Origin of the sequence: Pseudomonas sp. CNPSo 3701, from assembly GCF_028674975.1 — a bacterium.
GTDB lineage: Bacteria > Pseudomonadota > Gammaproteobacteria > Pseudomonadales > Pseudomonadaceae > Aquipseudomonas > Aquipseudomonas straminea.
In genome coordinates this window covers 797,792-812,650 of sequence record NZ_JAQZSI010000001.1, presented here as the reverse complement: position 1 = coordinate 812,650, position 14,859 = coordinate 797,792, and the positions used below count along the sequence as shown (strand labels likewise).

At 63.2% G+C, this 14,859-nt stretch carries 12 protein-coding genes; 2 read left to right on the top strand and 10 right to left on the bottom strand.

Annotated features, from left to right (window positions below; translation table 11 throughout):
- Positions 1–93 precede the first annotated feature (93 nt).
- Together PVA39_RS03690 and PVA39_RS03685 are read right to left on the bottom strand one after the other, a co-directional pair.
- Positions 94–1,137 (bottom strand): acyltransferase family protein, encoded by a 1,044-nt coding sequence (locus PVA39_RS03690; protein WP_274122877.1) that lies wholly within the window; start codon positions 1,135–1,137, stop codon positions 94–96.
- Between the two features lie 87 nt (positions 1,138–1,224).
- Complete coding sequence (locus PVA39_RS03685; RefSeq protein WP_147174717.1) at positions 1,225–2,268, bottom strand: glycoside hydrolase family 5 protein; 1,044 nt, start codon at positions 2,266–2,268, stop codon at positions 1,225–1,227.
- Positions 2,269–2,468: 200 nt separating this feature from the next.
- Here PVA39_RS03685 and PVA39_RS03680 point away from each other — a divergent pair, with 200 nt between their 5' ends.
- The gene (locus tag PVA39_RS03680) at positions 2,469–4,400 is read left to right on the top strand and encodes a putative nucleotidyltransferase substrate binding domain-containing protein (RefSeq protein WP_274122876.1); all 1,932 of its coding nucleotides are present in this window, start codon (positions 2,469–2,471) and stop codon (positions 4,398–4,400) included.
- Positions 4,397–5,104: a 3'-5' exonuclease gene (locus tag PVA39_RS03675; protein ID WP_274122875.1), complete on the top strand. Its 708-nt coding sequence runs from the start codon at positions 4,397–4,399 to the stop codon at positions 5,102–5,104. Before PVA39_RS03680 ends, PVA39_RS03675 begins: the two co-directional genes overlap by 4 nt.
- 128 nt (positions 5,105–5,232) lie before the next feature.
- Here the strand turns inward: PVA39_RS03675 and trhP are convergent, their stop codons facing one another.
- From trhP to rloA2, 8 genes are all read right to left on the bottom strand, one after another.
- Positions 5,233–6,540 (bottom strand): prephenate-dependent tRNA uridine(34) hydroxylase TrhP, encoded by a 1,308-nt coding sequence (gene trhP / locus PVA39_RS03670; RefSeq protein ID WP_274122874.1) that lies wholly within the window; start codon positions 6,538–6,540, stop codon positions 5,233–5,235.
- A gap of 210 nt (positions 6,541–6,750) precedes the next feature.
- Positions 6,751–7,053, bottom strand: a complete 303-nt coding sequence (locus tag PVA39_RS03665) for a hypothetical protein (RefSeq protein WP_274122873.1) — start codon at positions 7,051–7,053, stop codon at positions 6,751–6,753.
- 45 nt (positions 7,054–7,098) lie between these two features.
- Positions 7,099–8,448 carry a cell envelope integrity protein CreD gene (gene creD, locus PVA39_RS03660; protein WP_274122872.1) on the bottom strand — a complete coding sequence of 450 codons (1,350 nt, stop codon included), beginning with the start codon at positions 8,446–8,448 and terminating at the stop codon, positions 7,099–7,101.
- A 170-nt stretch (positions 8,449–8,618) separates the two neighbouring features.
- Positions 8,619–9,056: a CBS domain-containing protein gene (locus tag PVA39_RS03655; RefSeq protein WP_274122871.1), complete on the bottom strand. Its 438-nt coding sequence runs from the start codon at positions 9,054–9,056 to the stop codon at positions 8,619–8,621.
- A 118-nt stretch (positions 9,057–9,174) separates the two neighbouring features.
- Positions 9,175–10,596, bottom strand: coding sequence for a two-component system sensor histidine kinase CreC (gene creC, locus PVA39_RS03650; protein ID WP_274122870.1), 1,422 nt, complete (start codon positions 10,594–10,596; stop codon positions 9,175–9,177).
- Between the two features lie 30 nt (positions 10,597–10,626).
- Entirely contained in the window at positions 10,627–11,307 is a 681-nt protein-coding gene (gene creB, locus PVA39_RS03645; RefSeq protein WP_274122869.1) for a two-component system response regulator CreB, read from the bottom strand.
- Between the two features lie 745 nt (positions 11,308–12,052).
- Positions 12,053–12,643 carry a methyl-accepting chemotaxis protein gene (locus PVA39_RS23355; RefSeq protein ID WP_443200941.1) on the bottom strand — a complete coding sequence of 197 codons (591 nt, stop codon included), beginning with the start codon at positions 12,641–12,643 and terminating at the stop codon, positions 12,053–12,055.
- 1,535 nt (positions 12,644–14,178) lie between these two features.
- The gene (gene rloA2, locus PVA39_RS03635) at positions 14,179–14,679 is read right to left on the bottom strand and encodes a retropepsin-like aspartic peptidase RloA2 (RefSeq protein ID WP_274122867.1); all 501 of its coding nucleotides are present in this window, start codon (positions 14,677–14,679) and stop codon (positions 14,179–14,181) included.
- Positions 14,680–14,859 lie beyond the last annotated feature (180 nt).

Sequence of the window (14,859 nt, the reverse complement as noted above, 5' to 3'; positions counted from 1 at the left end):
AGGGTGGCTGAGCGAGGCATGGCAGATCACGTCCTGACACCGCTGCTCCCCGCGTGTCCCATAACCCGTCAAGCGATCTCACCCCAGACACGATCAAGCGGCCGGCTGTGGCGATACGCGGCGTTGCTGCCAGCGGTAGACAGAGAAGCGTTTGGGCATTTCGTACAGCCAGTTAATGCCCAGCGCCTCGAGAATCTTCGCGGCAATCACTGGCAGCAGCACGCCGGCCAGGCAGCCGACGACGATATGCACGGTGTCGTCGTTGATGCCCAGAAACTTGTTGAGGATCACCCGCGCGCCGCTGCCGGCCAGGATGTGCATCAGGAAGATCGGCATCGACAGCGCGCCCAGGGTCAGCATCCAGCCCACCGGCCGACGCGCCAGCACCATGCAAAGGCTGACGGTGAACAGGATGCCGATAAAGGCCACCACCAGCGACGCCGCGCCGCGGTCGATGTAGGTCAGCCCCAGCACGCCGTGGAACACATACTGCGCCACCACGAAGGCCAGACCACTGCCCAATGCCACGCCCGAAGCACGAGATTCGATGCTGCCACGCACCTGGTTGAACCAGATGCCCAGAGCGAAGAACACGAAATTCTGTGCCAGGAATATCAGCACCCCGACACGTGGCGTCCACTGCTGCAGCAGGTAGAACAGCGCACTGAGCACCAACAGCGGCAGGAAGGCCCGCGTCGAGAAGCGGCGGTACAGCAGGATCGCCAGGCAGAACGCGGCGAATAGCGCGTACAGGAACCAGAACTGCGCCCGTGGCGACCACAGCAGCGTCAGCACCTCGCCCATGCTGACGCCGCCGTTGGTGTAGCGCGACAGCATCGCCTCGATGGTGCCCTGCAGCAGGGACCAGAGCACGAACGGATAGAAGATGGTATCGATCTTGTTGCAGAACAGGCCGACACCGCCGCGGTTGTTCAGCGAATGCCAGAAGAACAACCCGGACAGAAAGAAGAACAGCGGCATGTGGAAGGTGTAGATGATGCTGTCCACCAGCCAGTGGAAATCCACGTTCTCGGTGATGATGCCGCCGTTGAGCAAACCGCGCACCACATGGCCATAGACCACCAGGAGGATGCCGATGGCCTTGGCGTAATCCACCCATAGATTGCGGTTTTGCATGCGGGAATCCTTGAGATCGAGGTCAGCGTGAGGAGCGATGGCGGCGACTGGAGCGCCGCCACGCTGATCAGATCGTCAACCCGCGCGTCAGGTTCCCGGCCCGATGCTGGTGCAGTTGCCGCCGCCCAGGTACTTCTTCAGCACCGCCCATTGCGGACGGTCCACACCCTTGACCGGCTCGACGGACAGCTTGTTCTTGCCCCACGATGGCCCGGCTGCCCAGTAAGCGAACGGAATACAGTGCTTCTGCAGGTAGGCGAGCGTCTGATCCAGCGCCTTGAGGCCGCTTTCGTCCTCGGCCGGTACACCGAACTCGCCGATATGGCCCTTCTTGTTGTGCTCGATCAACCAGTTGACGAAGGGCTCCAGGCGTTTGACGCCGATCTGCGGATCCAGGTCGGTGGCCAGGGCGGTCTTGTAGAGGCCGCTGGCATCCGGATCGATGTACATGTGCGCCGAATAGATCAGCTTGTTGGCCGGGTCCTTCAGGTCGAGCAGGTTGTCGTTGAGCTTGGGCCAGCGCAATGCAGACGAATATTCGGCGCCTTCGACGTAGATATCGTTCTTCGAGTCGTGCTTGCGCACGCCGTTGATACCGGCCTGGGCCACCTGCGGCCAGTACTTGTTGGCCGCGCCGTGGGGCTCGTTCATCAGGTCGTAGGAATACACGGCCGGGTGGCTGCCCCAGCGCTTGGCGATGCGTTCCATGAGGTTCTGGTAGGCGGAAATCGGTACATCGTCAGTGCCAATGACCTTGCCGTAGTAGCGGCCATAGTTGTGCACGTCGAGCATCACCTCAATGCCGGCCTGCTGGGCTTCATCGAGGGTCTTGTCGATCAGCTTGGCGTAGGCCTCGTCGAACTCGCCATTGGCCTTGGGCTGCAGGCGCTCCCAGATGAAGGAGAAGCGCACCCAGCTGATGCCCTTCTGCTGCCACTTCTCGTAATAGCCTTTGGGCGGGAAGAAGAAGTTGGTGCCGTGCTTGCCGGGAAGCACCGAGCTGGCGAACCCTGCGCCCGCAACGTTGATGCCGATCAGCTCGACCGGCTTGGTTTGTGCGCTGGCGACGCCGCAACTGAGCAGGATGCTGGTGCCGAGCGCCACGGCGTGACGCAGAATGCTGCCACTCATAGGTGAGATCTCCTCTGTGCCTGAATGGGATGACTGCCTGAAAAACGCGTCTCAGACACATCAGGACGCCAATAGAGGTGAGAGGTTCACCGCAGGCCGGCATATTCATCCGCCAATCGCCTGGCCTAGACTTACGTCCTATGTCGATTCCCGGCCTGGCTCGCCACCATGCCGCTACAAGAACAAAAGGAACGCGCGCAATGAAACCAGCCGACGATTTCGTCCAGGCCGGCAAGACAGCGGTACGCCAGAACGTCCATGGCACCATGGAGTTTCTGCAGAAATTCCCGCCCTTCAACCAGATGGACGCGGCCCACCTCGCCTACCTGGTCGAGCACTGCCAGCTGCGCTTCTATGGCGAAGACGAGGTGATCATTCACCCCGATGACGGCCCGGTGCAGTACTTCTACATCGTCAAGCAGGGCCGCGTGCACGGCCAACGTCCGCACTCGGCGCGGCGTGGCACCGAGACCACCTTCGAGATCACCAGCGGCGAGTGCTTCCCAATGGCCGCGCTGATTGGCGAGCGCGCCACCCGCACCGCGCACCTGGCCGCCGAAGACACCTTCTGCCTGCTGCTCGACAAGGCCGCCTTCGCCCGCCTGTTCGCCCAGTCCACGCCGCTTCGCGACTTCGCCCTGCGCGGCGTCAGCAGCCTGCTCGACCAGGTCAACCAGCAGGTGCAGATGCGCGCCGTGGAAACTCTCGGCTCGCAGTATTCGCTCGACACCCGGCTGGGCGAGCTGGCCATGCGCCAACCGATTTCCTGCGCCCCCGAATTGCCCCTGCGCGACGCGGTACGGCAGATGCACGAACAGCAGGTCGGCAGCATCGTCATCGTCGATGCCGGCCTGCGTCCGCAGGGCATCTTCACCCTGCGCGACCTGCGCCGCGCGGTGGCCGACGGCAGCTCCCTCGACCAGCCGATCAGTGGCCTGATGACCCAGGCGCCCTTTCACCTGCCGCCGAGCGCCAGCGCCTTCGACGCTGCCATTGCCATGACCGAGCGGCATATCGCCCACGTCTGCCTGGTGGACCAGGGCAAGCTGTGCGGCGTGGTTTCCGAGCGCGACCTGTTCTCCCTGCAGCGCGTCGACCTGGTGCACCTGGCGCGCACCATTCGCCACGCCGGCCGGGTGGCAACCCTGGCCGCGCTGCGTGAAGACATACGCCAGCTAGTTGATCGCATGCTCGCCCATGGCGCCAGCTCCAGCCAGATCACCCATATCGTCACCCTGCTAAACGATCACATGGTCTGCCGGGTCATCGAGCTGACCATCGAGGACCTGGGCGACCCCGGCGTGCCCTTCACCTGGCTGTGCTTCGGCAGCGAGGGCCGCCGCGAACAGACCCTGCACACCGACCAGGACAACGGCATTCTTTTCGAAGCCAGCGATAACGTCGAAGCCGCCCAGCTGCGCGGCCGACTGCTGCCGCTGGCCATGGAGATCAACGGGCGCCTGACGCGCTGCGGCTTCACCCTTTGCAAAGGCGATATCATGGCCGGCAACCCGCAGCTGTGCCTGTCGCGCCAGGAATGGTCGCGGCGCTTCGCCGGGTTCATCCGCGAGGCCTCGCCGGAAAACCTGCTGGCCTCGACCATCTATTTCGACCTGCGCACGGTGTGGGGCGACGCCAGCGGCTGCGAGTCCCTGCGTGACGAGCTGCTCGGGCAGATCGCCGACAACCGCCTGTTCCAGCGCATGATGGCCGAGAACGCCCTACGCCAGCGCCCGCCGGTGGGCCGCTTCCGAGACTTTGTGGTGGCCAGGCGCGGCGCCGAGAAGGACACACTGGATCTCAAATCCCAGGGTCTCACCCCCTTCGTCGACGGCGCCCGCCTGCTCGCCCTGGCCAACGGCATCAAGGCCTGCAACACCCAGCAGCGTCTGCGCGAACTGAGCGAGCGCGGGATTATCGACAAACTCGATGGCGCCGCCTATGAAGAGGCCTACCACTTCATCCAGCAAACGCGCCTGCAGCAGCACCAGCTGCAGGCACGCCAGGCCCAGCCGTACTCCAATCGCCTCGACCCGGACAGCCTCAACCACCTGGACCGGCGCATCCTGCGCGAATCCTTCCGTCAGGCCCAGCGTCTGCAAACCAGCCTGGGGTTACGTTACCAACTATGAATGCCTTTTCCTGGCTGACCCGCCGCCGCAGCGCCCTGCCCGCCGACCAGCAACGCCGCTGCGCCGCCTTGCCCGTCCCACGCGCGGCGGACGACACACCGCTCGCCGGGCAACGCCTGGTGGTGCTCGACCTGGAAACCAGCGGCCTGGACACCAGGCGCGACGAGGTGCTGTCGATTGGCGCCGTGGTCATCGACAACGGCGCCATCCAGCTCGGTGAACAATTTGAATGCACCCTGCACCGCGACGGCCACACCGTCAGCGCCAGCGTGCTGATCCACGGCTTGGCGCCCAGCGACATCGCCGCGGGCATCGAGCCGGCCGAAGCGCTGCTGGCGTTCATGGAGTTTCTCGGTGACAGCCCGCTGCTGGCCTTTCACGCCGGCTTCGACCAGCGCATGCTGGCCCGCGCCCTCAAGGACACCCTCAACCTGCGCCTGCGCCACCCCTTCTACGACGTCGCCGAACTGGCACCGATGCTCTGCCCGCAAGCGGAGATCCGCAACGGCGGCCTGGACGACTGGACCGCGCACTTTGGCCTGCAGGTCGGCCAACGCCACCACGCCAGCGCCGACGCTCTGGTCACCGCCGAACTGGCCCTGATCCTGTTCAGCCGCGCCCGCAAGCAACAGGCCGACAGCCTCAAGGCACTGGAGCAGCGGCTGAAGAGCTGGCGGCAGCGGTTGCAGGGGCATTCGCTCTAGTCACAAATCGTCTCGGGTTACGAATCCAGGGACAATGCCGTAGCCCGGATTGAGCGAAGCGAAGCCCGGGAAATCAGTCCCGTAGCCTGCGGTTGAGCGCAGCGATACCCAGGAAGGGCGACGCCGAACTACAGGTCACGCATCAGCAGCGCAAAGCGCAGATCCACCTCGGGCGGCACCGGCAGGTACACCACATGGCCGTCGCCGGGCGCCACGCCGATCGACTCGCTGGCGCGATTTTGCAGATATTCCAGGGTGAAATGCAGGTTGCCGTTGGGCGTCATCAGCTCCATGCCGTCGCCGACGGCAAAGCGGTTCTTCACCCGCACTTCGGCGAGATCACCACGGCGCTCACCGGTCAGTTCACCGACGAACTGCTGGCGATCCGAGACCGAGCTGCCGTGCCCGTAATTCTGATACTCGTCATGCACGTGGCGACGCAGAAAGCCTTCGGTGTAACCGCGGTTGGCGAGCGACTCCAGATTGGCCATCAGGCTGCGGTCGAATGGGCGGCCGGCCACCGCATCGTCGATGGCCTGGCGATACACCTGGGCGGTGCGGGCGCAGTAGTAATGGCTCTTGGTGCGCCCTTCGATCTTCAGCGAATGCACGCCTATCTTCACCAGCTGCTCGACGTGCTGCACGGCGCGCAGGTCCCGGGAGTTCATGATGTAAGTGCCGTGCTCGTCCTCGAACACCGGCATCTGCTGTTCGCCATCCTCGAGCACGAACACCTGTTCGCTCGGCGCGCCAATACCCAGCGTCGGCTCGACCACCCGGACGATCTCGCCGAGTTCGTTCTCGCCCGCCGTCTTGAGGTCGTACTGCCAGCGGCAGGCATTGGTACAGGCGCCCTGATTGGGATCACGGCGATTGAGATAGCCGGACAGCAGGCAGCGCCCCGAATAGGCCATGCACAGCGCGCCGTGGACGAACACTTCCAGCTCTATCTCCGGCACCTGGGTGCGGATTTCCTCGATCTCGCCGAGGGACAATTCGCGCGAGAGGATCACCCGCTCCAGGCCCTGCCCCTGCCAGAACGCCACGCTTGCCCAGTTCACCGCATTGGCCTGCACCGAGAGGTGGATGGGCGTCTGTGGATAACGACCACGCACCAGCATGATCAGCCCCGGGTCGGACATGATCAGCGCATCCGGCGCCATGTCGATCACCGGCTGCAGGTCGTCAAGAAAGGTCTTCAGCTTGGCGTTGTGCGGCGCGATGTTGACCACCACGTAGAAGCGCTTGCCCAGCACATGGGCCTCGCGAATGCCCTGGGCCAGGTTGGCGTGGTCGAACTCGTTGTTGCGCACCCGCAGACTGTAGCGGGGCTGTCCCGCGTATACCGCATCAGCGCCGTAGGCGAAGGCGTAGCGCATGTTCTTCAGGCTGCCGGCCGGTGATAGCAGTTCGGGGCGAAACGGTTGGCTGGACATGATGCAACGGACTCGCGGGAAAACAGGGCCGGCGATTCTAGAGAGGCCGGCCCGCCCAACCATTGATCCAGGTCTATGGCGGCGCGTGTCCGGCCTGCCGTGCGGATCGGCGGCCCTCGCCGCCTGGCCAGCGTGCGGGAAACAGCCCGGCGATGCTGCGAGCCAGCTGTTGCCGCGCCACACGCTCCTCGCGTAACCCAAGCCGCCCACTCATCGCCGATACCACAGACGGAAGAAGCCCAGGGCGAACAACAGGGCGATCTGCGCCATGGCCACGCACAGTTGCAGGAACGACTGCACCGAGTGGTTGGCGGCGGCATCGGCCACGCCAGTCAGGCCGTTCCAGAACGCCTCCGGCAGCAGCTGCAGGCTCAGGGTGGCGACCGGCCAGCCGCTGAGCATAAGCGCCTCGATCCAGTCGAAGCGGCCGACGAACATCATGCCGATCAGCAGTACACCGGCGATGCACAGGCCGAGGGCGAAGCAGGCGGAAAATTGCATCAATACTCGCATGGCGATCTCCAAGGGGCGTGCACTGTGGCACGCCCCGGCAAAGGGTCAGGACGTGAAGGTGTCGCTGGTGGCCGGGCGGCCGACGCCGTACCAGTCGAGTTTGCGGGTCAGCACCATCACGCATCCCAGCACGCCGAACACCAGCAGCGAGCCCATCAGCAGGGCGTAGTCCTCGGCGCTGAGCAGGCCGTAGAGCAGCCCGTACAGGGCAGCCAGCAGGCCGCCGAAGGCCGTCCCGCGCAACCAGCTGCGCAGCACGCTGCTGACGTAGAAGCTGTTCAGCGCCACGCATCCCAGGGCGGACAGGCCGTAGGCGACGGCGAAACCCAGGTGCTCGGAGAGCGACAGCAACAGCAGGTAGAACAGCGCCATGGACAGGCCCACCAGGGCGTACTGCACCGGGTGCACGGCCATGCGCTTGAGCACTTCGAACAGGAAGAACACGGCGAAGGTCAGGCTGATGAACAGCAGCGCGTACTTGATCGCCCGATCGGCCTTGAGGTACTGGTCCACCGGGTCGATCAGGCTCACGCCGAAGGCGCGGCTCTGCATGGCGGCGCAGGAGCCGCTGACGCAACTGCTCAGTGCATCCTGCATATCGGTGGCGAAGAAGCTGGTCTGCCATTTGGCGGTGAAGCCCTGCTGTGTCACCTCCCGTTGACTGGGCAGGAACTCGCCGATAAAGCTCGGATGCGGCCAGTCCGAGCGCAGGGTGACCTGGCTCTCGCGGCCCACCGGGGTGATGCTCAGCTGCTCGGTGCCTTGCAGTTTGAGGTCGAAGGCGAAGCTATAGGCCTGCTCGGTGCGGGTATCGCGAGGCGGCAGCGCCACGTGCACGCCGCTACCGAAGTTGTCGTCGCCGCTGCCCGGCTCGAAGCTCAGGCTGGCACCATTGAGCTGCAGCTTGAGATCGTTGCCGATGCCGCGCACATCGCTGATGCCAACGGCGATAAAGGGCTCGCCGAACGAGTAGGCGTCGACATCGTTGATGCCGTAGTTGGCCGGCACCGCAAACTCGCCGCTGACCTGGCTATCGCTGTGGTACAGACGCGCCTGATAGATGCCGCGATAGCGCAGCTCGGTACGCACGTCGCCATCGAGGGCGAAACGTTCGGGCAGAAAATAAAGGCGGCCCTGCTCGATGGACTCCTCTTGATAACGCTCATCGCTGTCCTTGCGGGTTTTCCAGGTCAGTACCTTCTTGCGGTACGGCACCACCAGAATCGGCCCGATGATCTGCTGGGCGTAGCTGGAGCTGCGGGCGATATCGCGCAGCACGTCGTCGCGCGCGCCCTGGCGCTCGCTGACCAGGCCGTCGATCAGCAACAGGGGAATCATCAACAACAGAATCAGCAGGGCAATGGCGCCCAGTTTGAACAGCAAGCTTCGGTTCATGGCACAGCGCTCCGTGCAGTTGGGATGCACGCAGTTTCGTCAGGCCAAGTGGAGCCAATATGGGCCACAGATGGAGTTTATGTGGGAATTGCGAGGTGTCGCTGCTGCGGGTGGACGGTGCTGTCACCCGCGCGGCGCTCGAGGCGAAATGGCTGCGGGCGCAGCCATCGTCATTCGCCGCGGATGTACTGTTCTAGATGCTGGATAAGGTTTTCTTGGTGGCTGATGATGTCCTTGACCAGGTCACCGATTGAAAGCAGGCCGACCAGGCGGCCATCTTCGACGACGGGCAGGTGGCGCAGGCGACCGTTGGTCATCAACTCCATGCAATGGCGGGCATCTTCGCCCGGCTCCACGGTAATGACCTTGCAGGTCATGATGTCGCTGACCTTCATATTGGCCGGCGAACGCTCCTGAATTGCCACCTTGCGCACGTAGTCACGCTCGCTGACGATGCCGGCCAGCTGCTCGCCTTCGAGCACCACTAAAGCACCGATGCCTTTTTCGGCCATCAGCTTCATCGCCGCGAACAGGCTGCTGTCGGGCGTCACGCTGTACACATTGGATATGGGCTTGCCCTTGAGTACGTCGGCCACGGTCGTTTTCATGCAGATCCTTCCTGTCCGGTTGATTGGCGACTCCGACAGAATAACCAAAGTCGGGCGATCTGTACCCCTCGTGATTGCGGCAAGTCGCCGCCGGCAACGGCGACGTCGCCAGAGCTATTCAACGGGGGAAGCGCAGACAGACCTCGACGCCGCCTTCGACGTTGGCGATATCCAGACTGGCGCCATGCAACTGCGCCACTTCCTGCACGAAGTTGAGGCCCAGGCCGGTGCTCTTGCGACCGGTGGCCGGTCGCGCGAGGGAATAGAAGCGCTCGGTCAGGCGCGGCAAGGCGTAATCGGGAATCGCCGGCCCCTGGTTGAACAGACGCAGTTGCACGGCATCGTCATCGGTCTCGCAGGTGACTCGGATCAGATCGCCAGGCGCAGTGAAATCCAACGCATTGTCGAGTAGGTTGCTCAGCGCCTGACGCAGCAAAAAGCGCTCGCCGGACACGCACTGGACGGCGTCGACATGGTTATCCACTTGCACCTGGCGCTGCTCGATGCGCGCCATCTGGGCGTGCACCAGCTCGTCGATCATCGGCTGCAACGGCACAGCGACGCGTTCTTCGAGGCCCTGGCGCTGCTCGACCTGGGCCAGGTGCAGCAGGCGCTCGATCAGGTTCTGCAAGCGCTCGCCTTCTTCGCTGATATTGGCCACGAAGCGCTGGCGCTGGGCTTCGGGCATCTCGCCTTCCAGCAGCTCGGCAGCACCACGGATCGCCGCCAGCGGGCTCTTCAGCTCATGGGTCAGGGTGTGCACGTAGCGCTCGACATAGGCCTTTCCCTCCAGCTCGGTGCGCATGCGCTCCACCGCCTGGGCCAGTTGGCCGAGTTCGCCGCCGCGCACCTGGGGCAACTCGGCGCGCTGGCCCTCGCTTACCGCCTGTGCATAACGGGTCAAACGACGCAGCGAACCGCTCAGCCACCAGCTGAGCAAACCGCCGACCAGCAGGCCCAGGCCGATCAGCCCGGCGCCCAGCCAGCCGAGGCGGCGTTGCGAGCGCTCGATATAAGGCTGCAACGTGCGGTTGGGCTTGGCCACCGACACCACACCGAGAATGCGCCCGTCATCGATGATCGGCGCTGCCACGTACATCACCGAGGAGTCCGGGTCGTTCGGGTCTTCACGGGTCGAGCGCACACCATAGCGACCGCGCAGGGTCAGGTACACGTCGTTCCAACGCGAGTAATCCTGCCCGACCGCCAGACCGCTGGAGTCGAGCAGCACGACACCGTTGGCGTCGGTAACGTAAATGCGGTGGTTGACCTGATTCTTCGCCACGCCCCAGATCTGCGCGCCGGGCTGGCGTTGGCCGTAGGCCTTGAGCAGTTCGGGCAGCTGCCCCTGGGCGAGGCGGCCATCGCGTACATCCTCGCGCAGCAGCACCGCCAGCAGGTGCGCGGTATCGACCAGGGTTTCCTCGGTGGACTGGCGCACGCCGGGACGGATCTCGTCCATCACCGTACTCAGCACGAACCAGCCGGACAGCCCGACGAACAGGAAGTAAGCCAGAAAGATACGGACTCCGAGCGGCATCAGCAGGCCTCCTGAAGGCAGGGCATGGCGCTATTCAAGGCGCAGGCTGTAGCCCAGGCCACGGTGGGTCTGGATCGGCTCGGCCTGGGGCGCGACCTGGCGCAGCTTGGCGCGCAGGCTTTTGATGTGACTGTCGATGTTGCGCTCGTAGCCGGCATCGGCCGGCACGCCCAGGGCGTCGAGCAACTGCTCGCGGCTGAACACCCGCTCGGGCTGGCCGAGCAGGCACTGCAGCAACTGGAACTCGAGGCGGGTCAGGCTCAGGGGCTGGCCATGGTAGTCGATGCGCACGCGCTCGCTGTCGAGATGAAACGGGCCTTCATTGAGCTTGGCGAGCGCGGGTTCGCGGGGCGCCACGCGCTTGAGGATGGCCTTGACCCGCGCTGCCACCTCCCGCGGGCTGAAGGGCTTGACCACGTAATCGTCGGCGCCGATCTCCAGTCCCACAACGCGGTCGATCTCGTCGTTGCGCGCGGTCAGGAACATCACTGGCACTTCGGAAAACCGCCGCAGCCGCTTGCAGGCCTCGAAGCCACTGATATCGGGCAGGCCAACGTCGAGAATCACCAGGTCGCAAACCTCGCGTTCCAGCAGTGCCAGCGCCTCGCCGCCAAGGGTCGACCAGCGGGTGACGAAACCTTCGGCCTGCAAGGCATAAACCAGGGTATCGGCGATTGCGGTTTCATCTTCGACGATCAGGATGGTCGCCATGGTTGGCATCCTTGCGGCACGTGGGTTGCGGAGCCTGCGCGAGGCAGTTGTCAGCGTCAATAGCGCGGAGCGTCACCACTCGTGCACAAATCAGGTGGATCATTATGTGGATAAGCTTGGAGCGAAACGCTGAACACCACTGAAAATGCGCCTTAGGGCCAATCGATCATTATTTGACCAGAACTTTATTCACAGATGAAAACGTGCCAAACCGTTGTTACTAAAGAAATTTTGTAAAGCCTCGTGAGTACACCAGCATACTGGGGACAATACACAACTTGAGTGCAACACTTTGTGGATAACCTTTGCATGGCCGGCTACAGGCCATGACAAACGGGTGCTCCAGCGCACTGATCATTTACTGAGCAATGACCAGAGTTGATAAAAATATTCGCGCTTTGAACGAATAGGCGTTGTCATCCACAAAAATCTCCTTCAGGGCGGTTCGCTATGCACAATAGCCGTGGAAGATTCTGTGGATAAGCCTGGTATCGAACCATAGAGGCCACACCATACGCGGCATTCGGACGCCTGATCAGTTATTGATCAGATCCATCTACATGCGCCCCAACCTACTGTATTGCTTGACTTTATTGAATTCAGCAGGCCCTGAGTTCGGGCGCAGCAGCAAACGAGCTTTCATGCACAATGGCCGTGCATGAGCCTGTGGACAACCTGGAGATCATCCCCTGCAGGCCAATGGAGTCGCGGCCTGCAAGAGATCGTTCACTTATTGATCAGCCGCTCATTCCACCCGGAAACGGCCGGTATTACGCGACAGGGTTTCGCTGCCACGGCGCAGTTGTTCACTGGCGTCGCTGACCATGCGCGCGCCGTCGAGCAACTCGCTGGCCGCCTGGTCGACCTGCTGGATATTGCCGCTCACCTCGTCAGCGGTCGCAGCCTGCTGCTCGGCAGCGGTGGCGATCTGCGCCAGGCGGTCGCTGACCCGTTGCACCGACTCGACGATGCCGTCGAGATCCGCACTCATCGCCAGCACGTTACCCACATCGCCTTCGGCCTGGTGCATGGCCTGTTCCATTTCGGCGACGGACTGCCCCACCACCTTGTGCAGATCGCCAACGGTCTGGGCGATTTCCGCCGTGGAGTTCTGGGTCCGCTGCGACAGGGAGCGCACCTCATCGGCGACCACCGCGAAGCCACGGCCCTGCTCGCCGGCACGCGCCGCTTCGATGGCCGCATTAAGTGCCAAGAGGTTGGTTTGCTCGGCAATGCCCTTGATGACGTCGACCACTCGGGTGATCTGCTCGGTCTGCTGGCGCAGCTTCTGCAGCGTCTGCGCGCTGCCGGCCAGGCGCTCGCTGAGCTCACGCATACTGGCACTGGTCTTGGCACTGCGTTGATTGCTCTGGTTAGCGATCTCGCGGGTCTGCCCGGCTTCCTGGGCGGCCTGCTCGCAGCTCTGCGCCACGCTCAGGGCGGTGGCGGCCATCTGCGTGGCAGCGGTAGCGATCTGGCTCATCTGCGCCTGTTGCTGTTCGACCGCGCTCAGCGATCCCGCGGCCTGACTCCCCAGGCTACGCACGGTCTCATCGAGGCTCTGCCCTTCGCGGCCGACGCCCTGCATGGAATCGCGCAACTGGGCGACCGCGGTATTCAGTGCGCTGGAGATCGCCGCCAAGTCATCGGCGCCGTGCACCTGCATACGTACCCGCAGATCACCGTCACGCAGGCCTTCAGCGGCCTGGATGATGCCGGCGGTGCTGCGGCGAATGGAGGCGTGCAGGCACAACAGCAGGTACAAGGCGAGCAGGGTCAGCACGCCGAAGATCAGCGAAGTGCGCAGCATGTCCTGGCGAGCTGCACTCTGGTACCCGGAAATATTGCTGTTGAACTGCTCGAACACCGCCTGGCGCAAGGTCTGCACGTTCGCCTGCAAGGTCTGCACCTGCTCCACGAAGCGGGCTGGCTGCAGCACCATGGGGTTGGCCTCGAACATGTCGCGATCCACTTCGGCGAGGAACTGCTTGAGCCCTTTATCGACCTGTTCATAGGCCTTTTCCAGGTTGCTCATGGTCGCAGGCGAGGCCTGCTGCAGGGCATTGCGCGACTTGGCCAGCTGCGCGCCGGTCTGTTCGAGAGCGCGACGAAGATCACGCACGGTCAGCCGGTTCTGCAGGGTGAAACGCTGAGCCACCAGCGGGTCGTAGCCCTGGCTGGCGAAGCTGCCAATACCATCGGCCAGGCGGGGCAGAATCAGCGTCATCTGCTCCATCATCAGGTAGGTATCGAGGAAGGGATCAAGTATCAGGCCGCTGTCGGTCGCGACCTGATCACGTAACACGGTCAGGGTCGAGAGTGTGCTCTGGTAACGCTCAAGAGCATCGGGCAGTCCCAATTTACCCAGCGCGGCCATGTCCAGCCCGGTGACCGACGCCTGCAATGCCTCGATTTGCCGGGCAGTATGCTCACTGGGCGTCAGCTTGATCTCGTCGTCGGCCTCGGCCAGCGTTTGGCCGAGCTTGCCGTTGCTCTCACGCAGCGGGGTTTCAGCTGGCTTGTCGTTGCTCTTCCAGCGCGCCAGCAACAGGCGCTGATCGTGCAGCTGCGACTCGACTGCACCCAGGGCGTGAATGCCCTGCATGCCGTCCACCTCCATGGCGAGCACCTCGACACGCTCCTGGGCACCACTCAGCATCACCCAGAGCGCATAGGCCATTGGCGCGACAAAAAGCACGAACAGCAGCTGAAACTTGCGGGCGAAACTGACACGTTCCAGAACGCGCACACCCGGCTTGAGCAATCCCCACATACCTCACCTCGAACAAGCACCCACACAACGTGGCAATCTGCTATTTCAAGGCAAGAATCACACCGCTACGCATGAAAAGGAAGCGCAGCGGTGGCAAATCAACAGCTAGGCTGCTCGGCGGTATAGCGATTGGATGGATCGATGGCCGCATCCAGCTTGCGGATGGCACTGGCGCCGATCAGCAGCGGGTAGTCGAAGTGGCTGCGGTCAGTGAGGTTGACCTCGATGGTACGCAGCTCCTCGCCCAGGCAGATATCCATATTGACCACCGGGCGTGCGGAATAGGACGGTTTGGCAGAGCTGCCCTCCTCGGCGCGATTCTTGATCTCGGTGACACGAGCCAGGGGCTTCTCGAAAACTTGATCGTCCGCATCGTCTACGGCCAGACGGAACCGCACCCAGTCCTCGCCATCACGCTCGAACTGCTCGATGTCACGGGCCGACAGCGAAGCGGTCATCGCGCCAGTGTCCATCTTGGCCTTGAGGGTCTGGCCGAGCTGGGGCAGCTGAATGTATTCGTAGCGACCGTAGAGAGTCGGCTGGTCGGCCATCGCCGGCAGAGCGAAAGCAGCGGCAAGCAGGGCTAGAACGGTTTTCACGCCTTGAGGTCCTCGTTTGAAATGGAGAACGTTGGGACTTGGCCGTGCATAAATGGTTCTGAAGAACTGCCGGGGCGAAATTTTGCAAAATGGTGCAGGAGTGCCGGAATCGTCTCTGTGGGAGCGGCTTTAGCCGCGAGCTCTTTATTTGCCTCGATAAAAAGCTCGTGGCTAAAGCCA

Bases quoted from the DNA above. Each gene is read 5' to 3' on its own strand.
- PVA39_RS03690 (WP_274122877.1), bottom strand. From the start codon at position 1,137: ATGCAAAACCGCAATCTATGGGTGGATTACGCCAAGGCCATCGGCATC.
- PVA39_RS03685 (WP_147174717.1), bottom strand. From the start codon at position 2,268: ATGAGTGGCAGCATTCTGCGTCACGCCGTGGCGCTCGGCACCAGCATC.
- PVA39_RS03680 (WP_274122876.1), top strand. From the start codon at position 2,469: ATGAAACCAGCCGACGATTTCGTCCAGGCCGGCAAGACAGCGGTACGC.
- PVA39_RS03675 (WP_274122875.1), top strand. From the start codon at position 4,397: ATGAATGCCTTTTCCTGGCTGACCCGCCGCCGCAGCGCCCTGCCCGCC.
- trhP (WP_274122874.1), bottom strand. From the start codon at position 6,540: ATGTCCAGCCAACCGTTTCGCCCCGAACTGCTATCACCGGCCGGCAGC.
- PVA39_RS03665 (WP_274122873.1), bottom strand. From the start codon at position 7,053: ATGCGAGTATTGATGCAATTTTCCGCCTGCTTCGCCCTCGGCCTGTGC.
- creD (WP_274122872.1), bottom strand. From the start codon at position 8,448: ATGAACCGAAGCTTGCTGTTCAAACTGGGCGCCATTGCCCTGCTGATT.
- PVA39_RS03655 (WP_274122871.1), bottom strand. From the start codon at position 9,056: ATGAAAACGACCGTGGCCGACGTACTCAAGGGCAAGCCCATATCCAAT.
- creC (WP_274122870.1), bottom strand. From the start codon at position 10,596: ATGCCGCTCGGAGTCCGTATCTTTCTGGCTTACTTCCTGTTCGTCGGG.
- creB (WP_274122869.1), bottom strand. From the start codon at position 11,307: ATGGCGACCATCCTGATCGTCGAAGATGAAACCGCAATCGCCGATACC.
- PVA39_RS23355 (WP_443200941.1), bottom strand. From the start codon at position 12,643: ATGCGTGAGCTCAGCGAGCGCCTGGCCGGCAGCGCGCAGACGCTGCAG.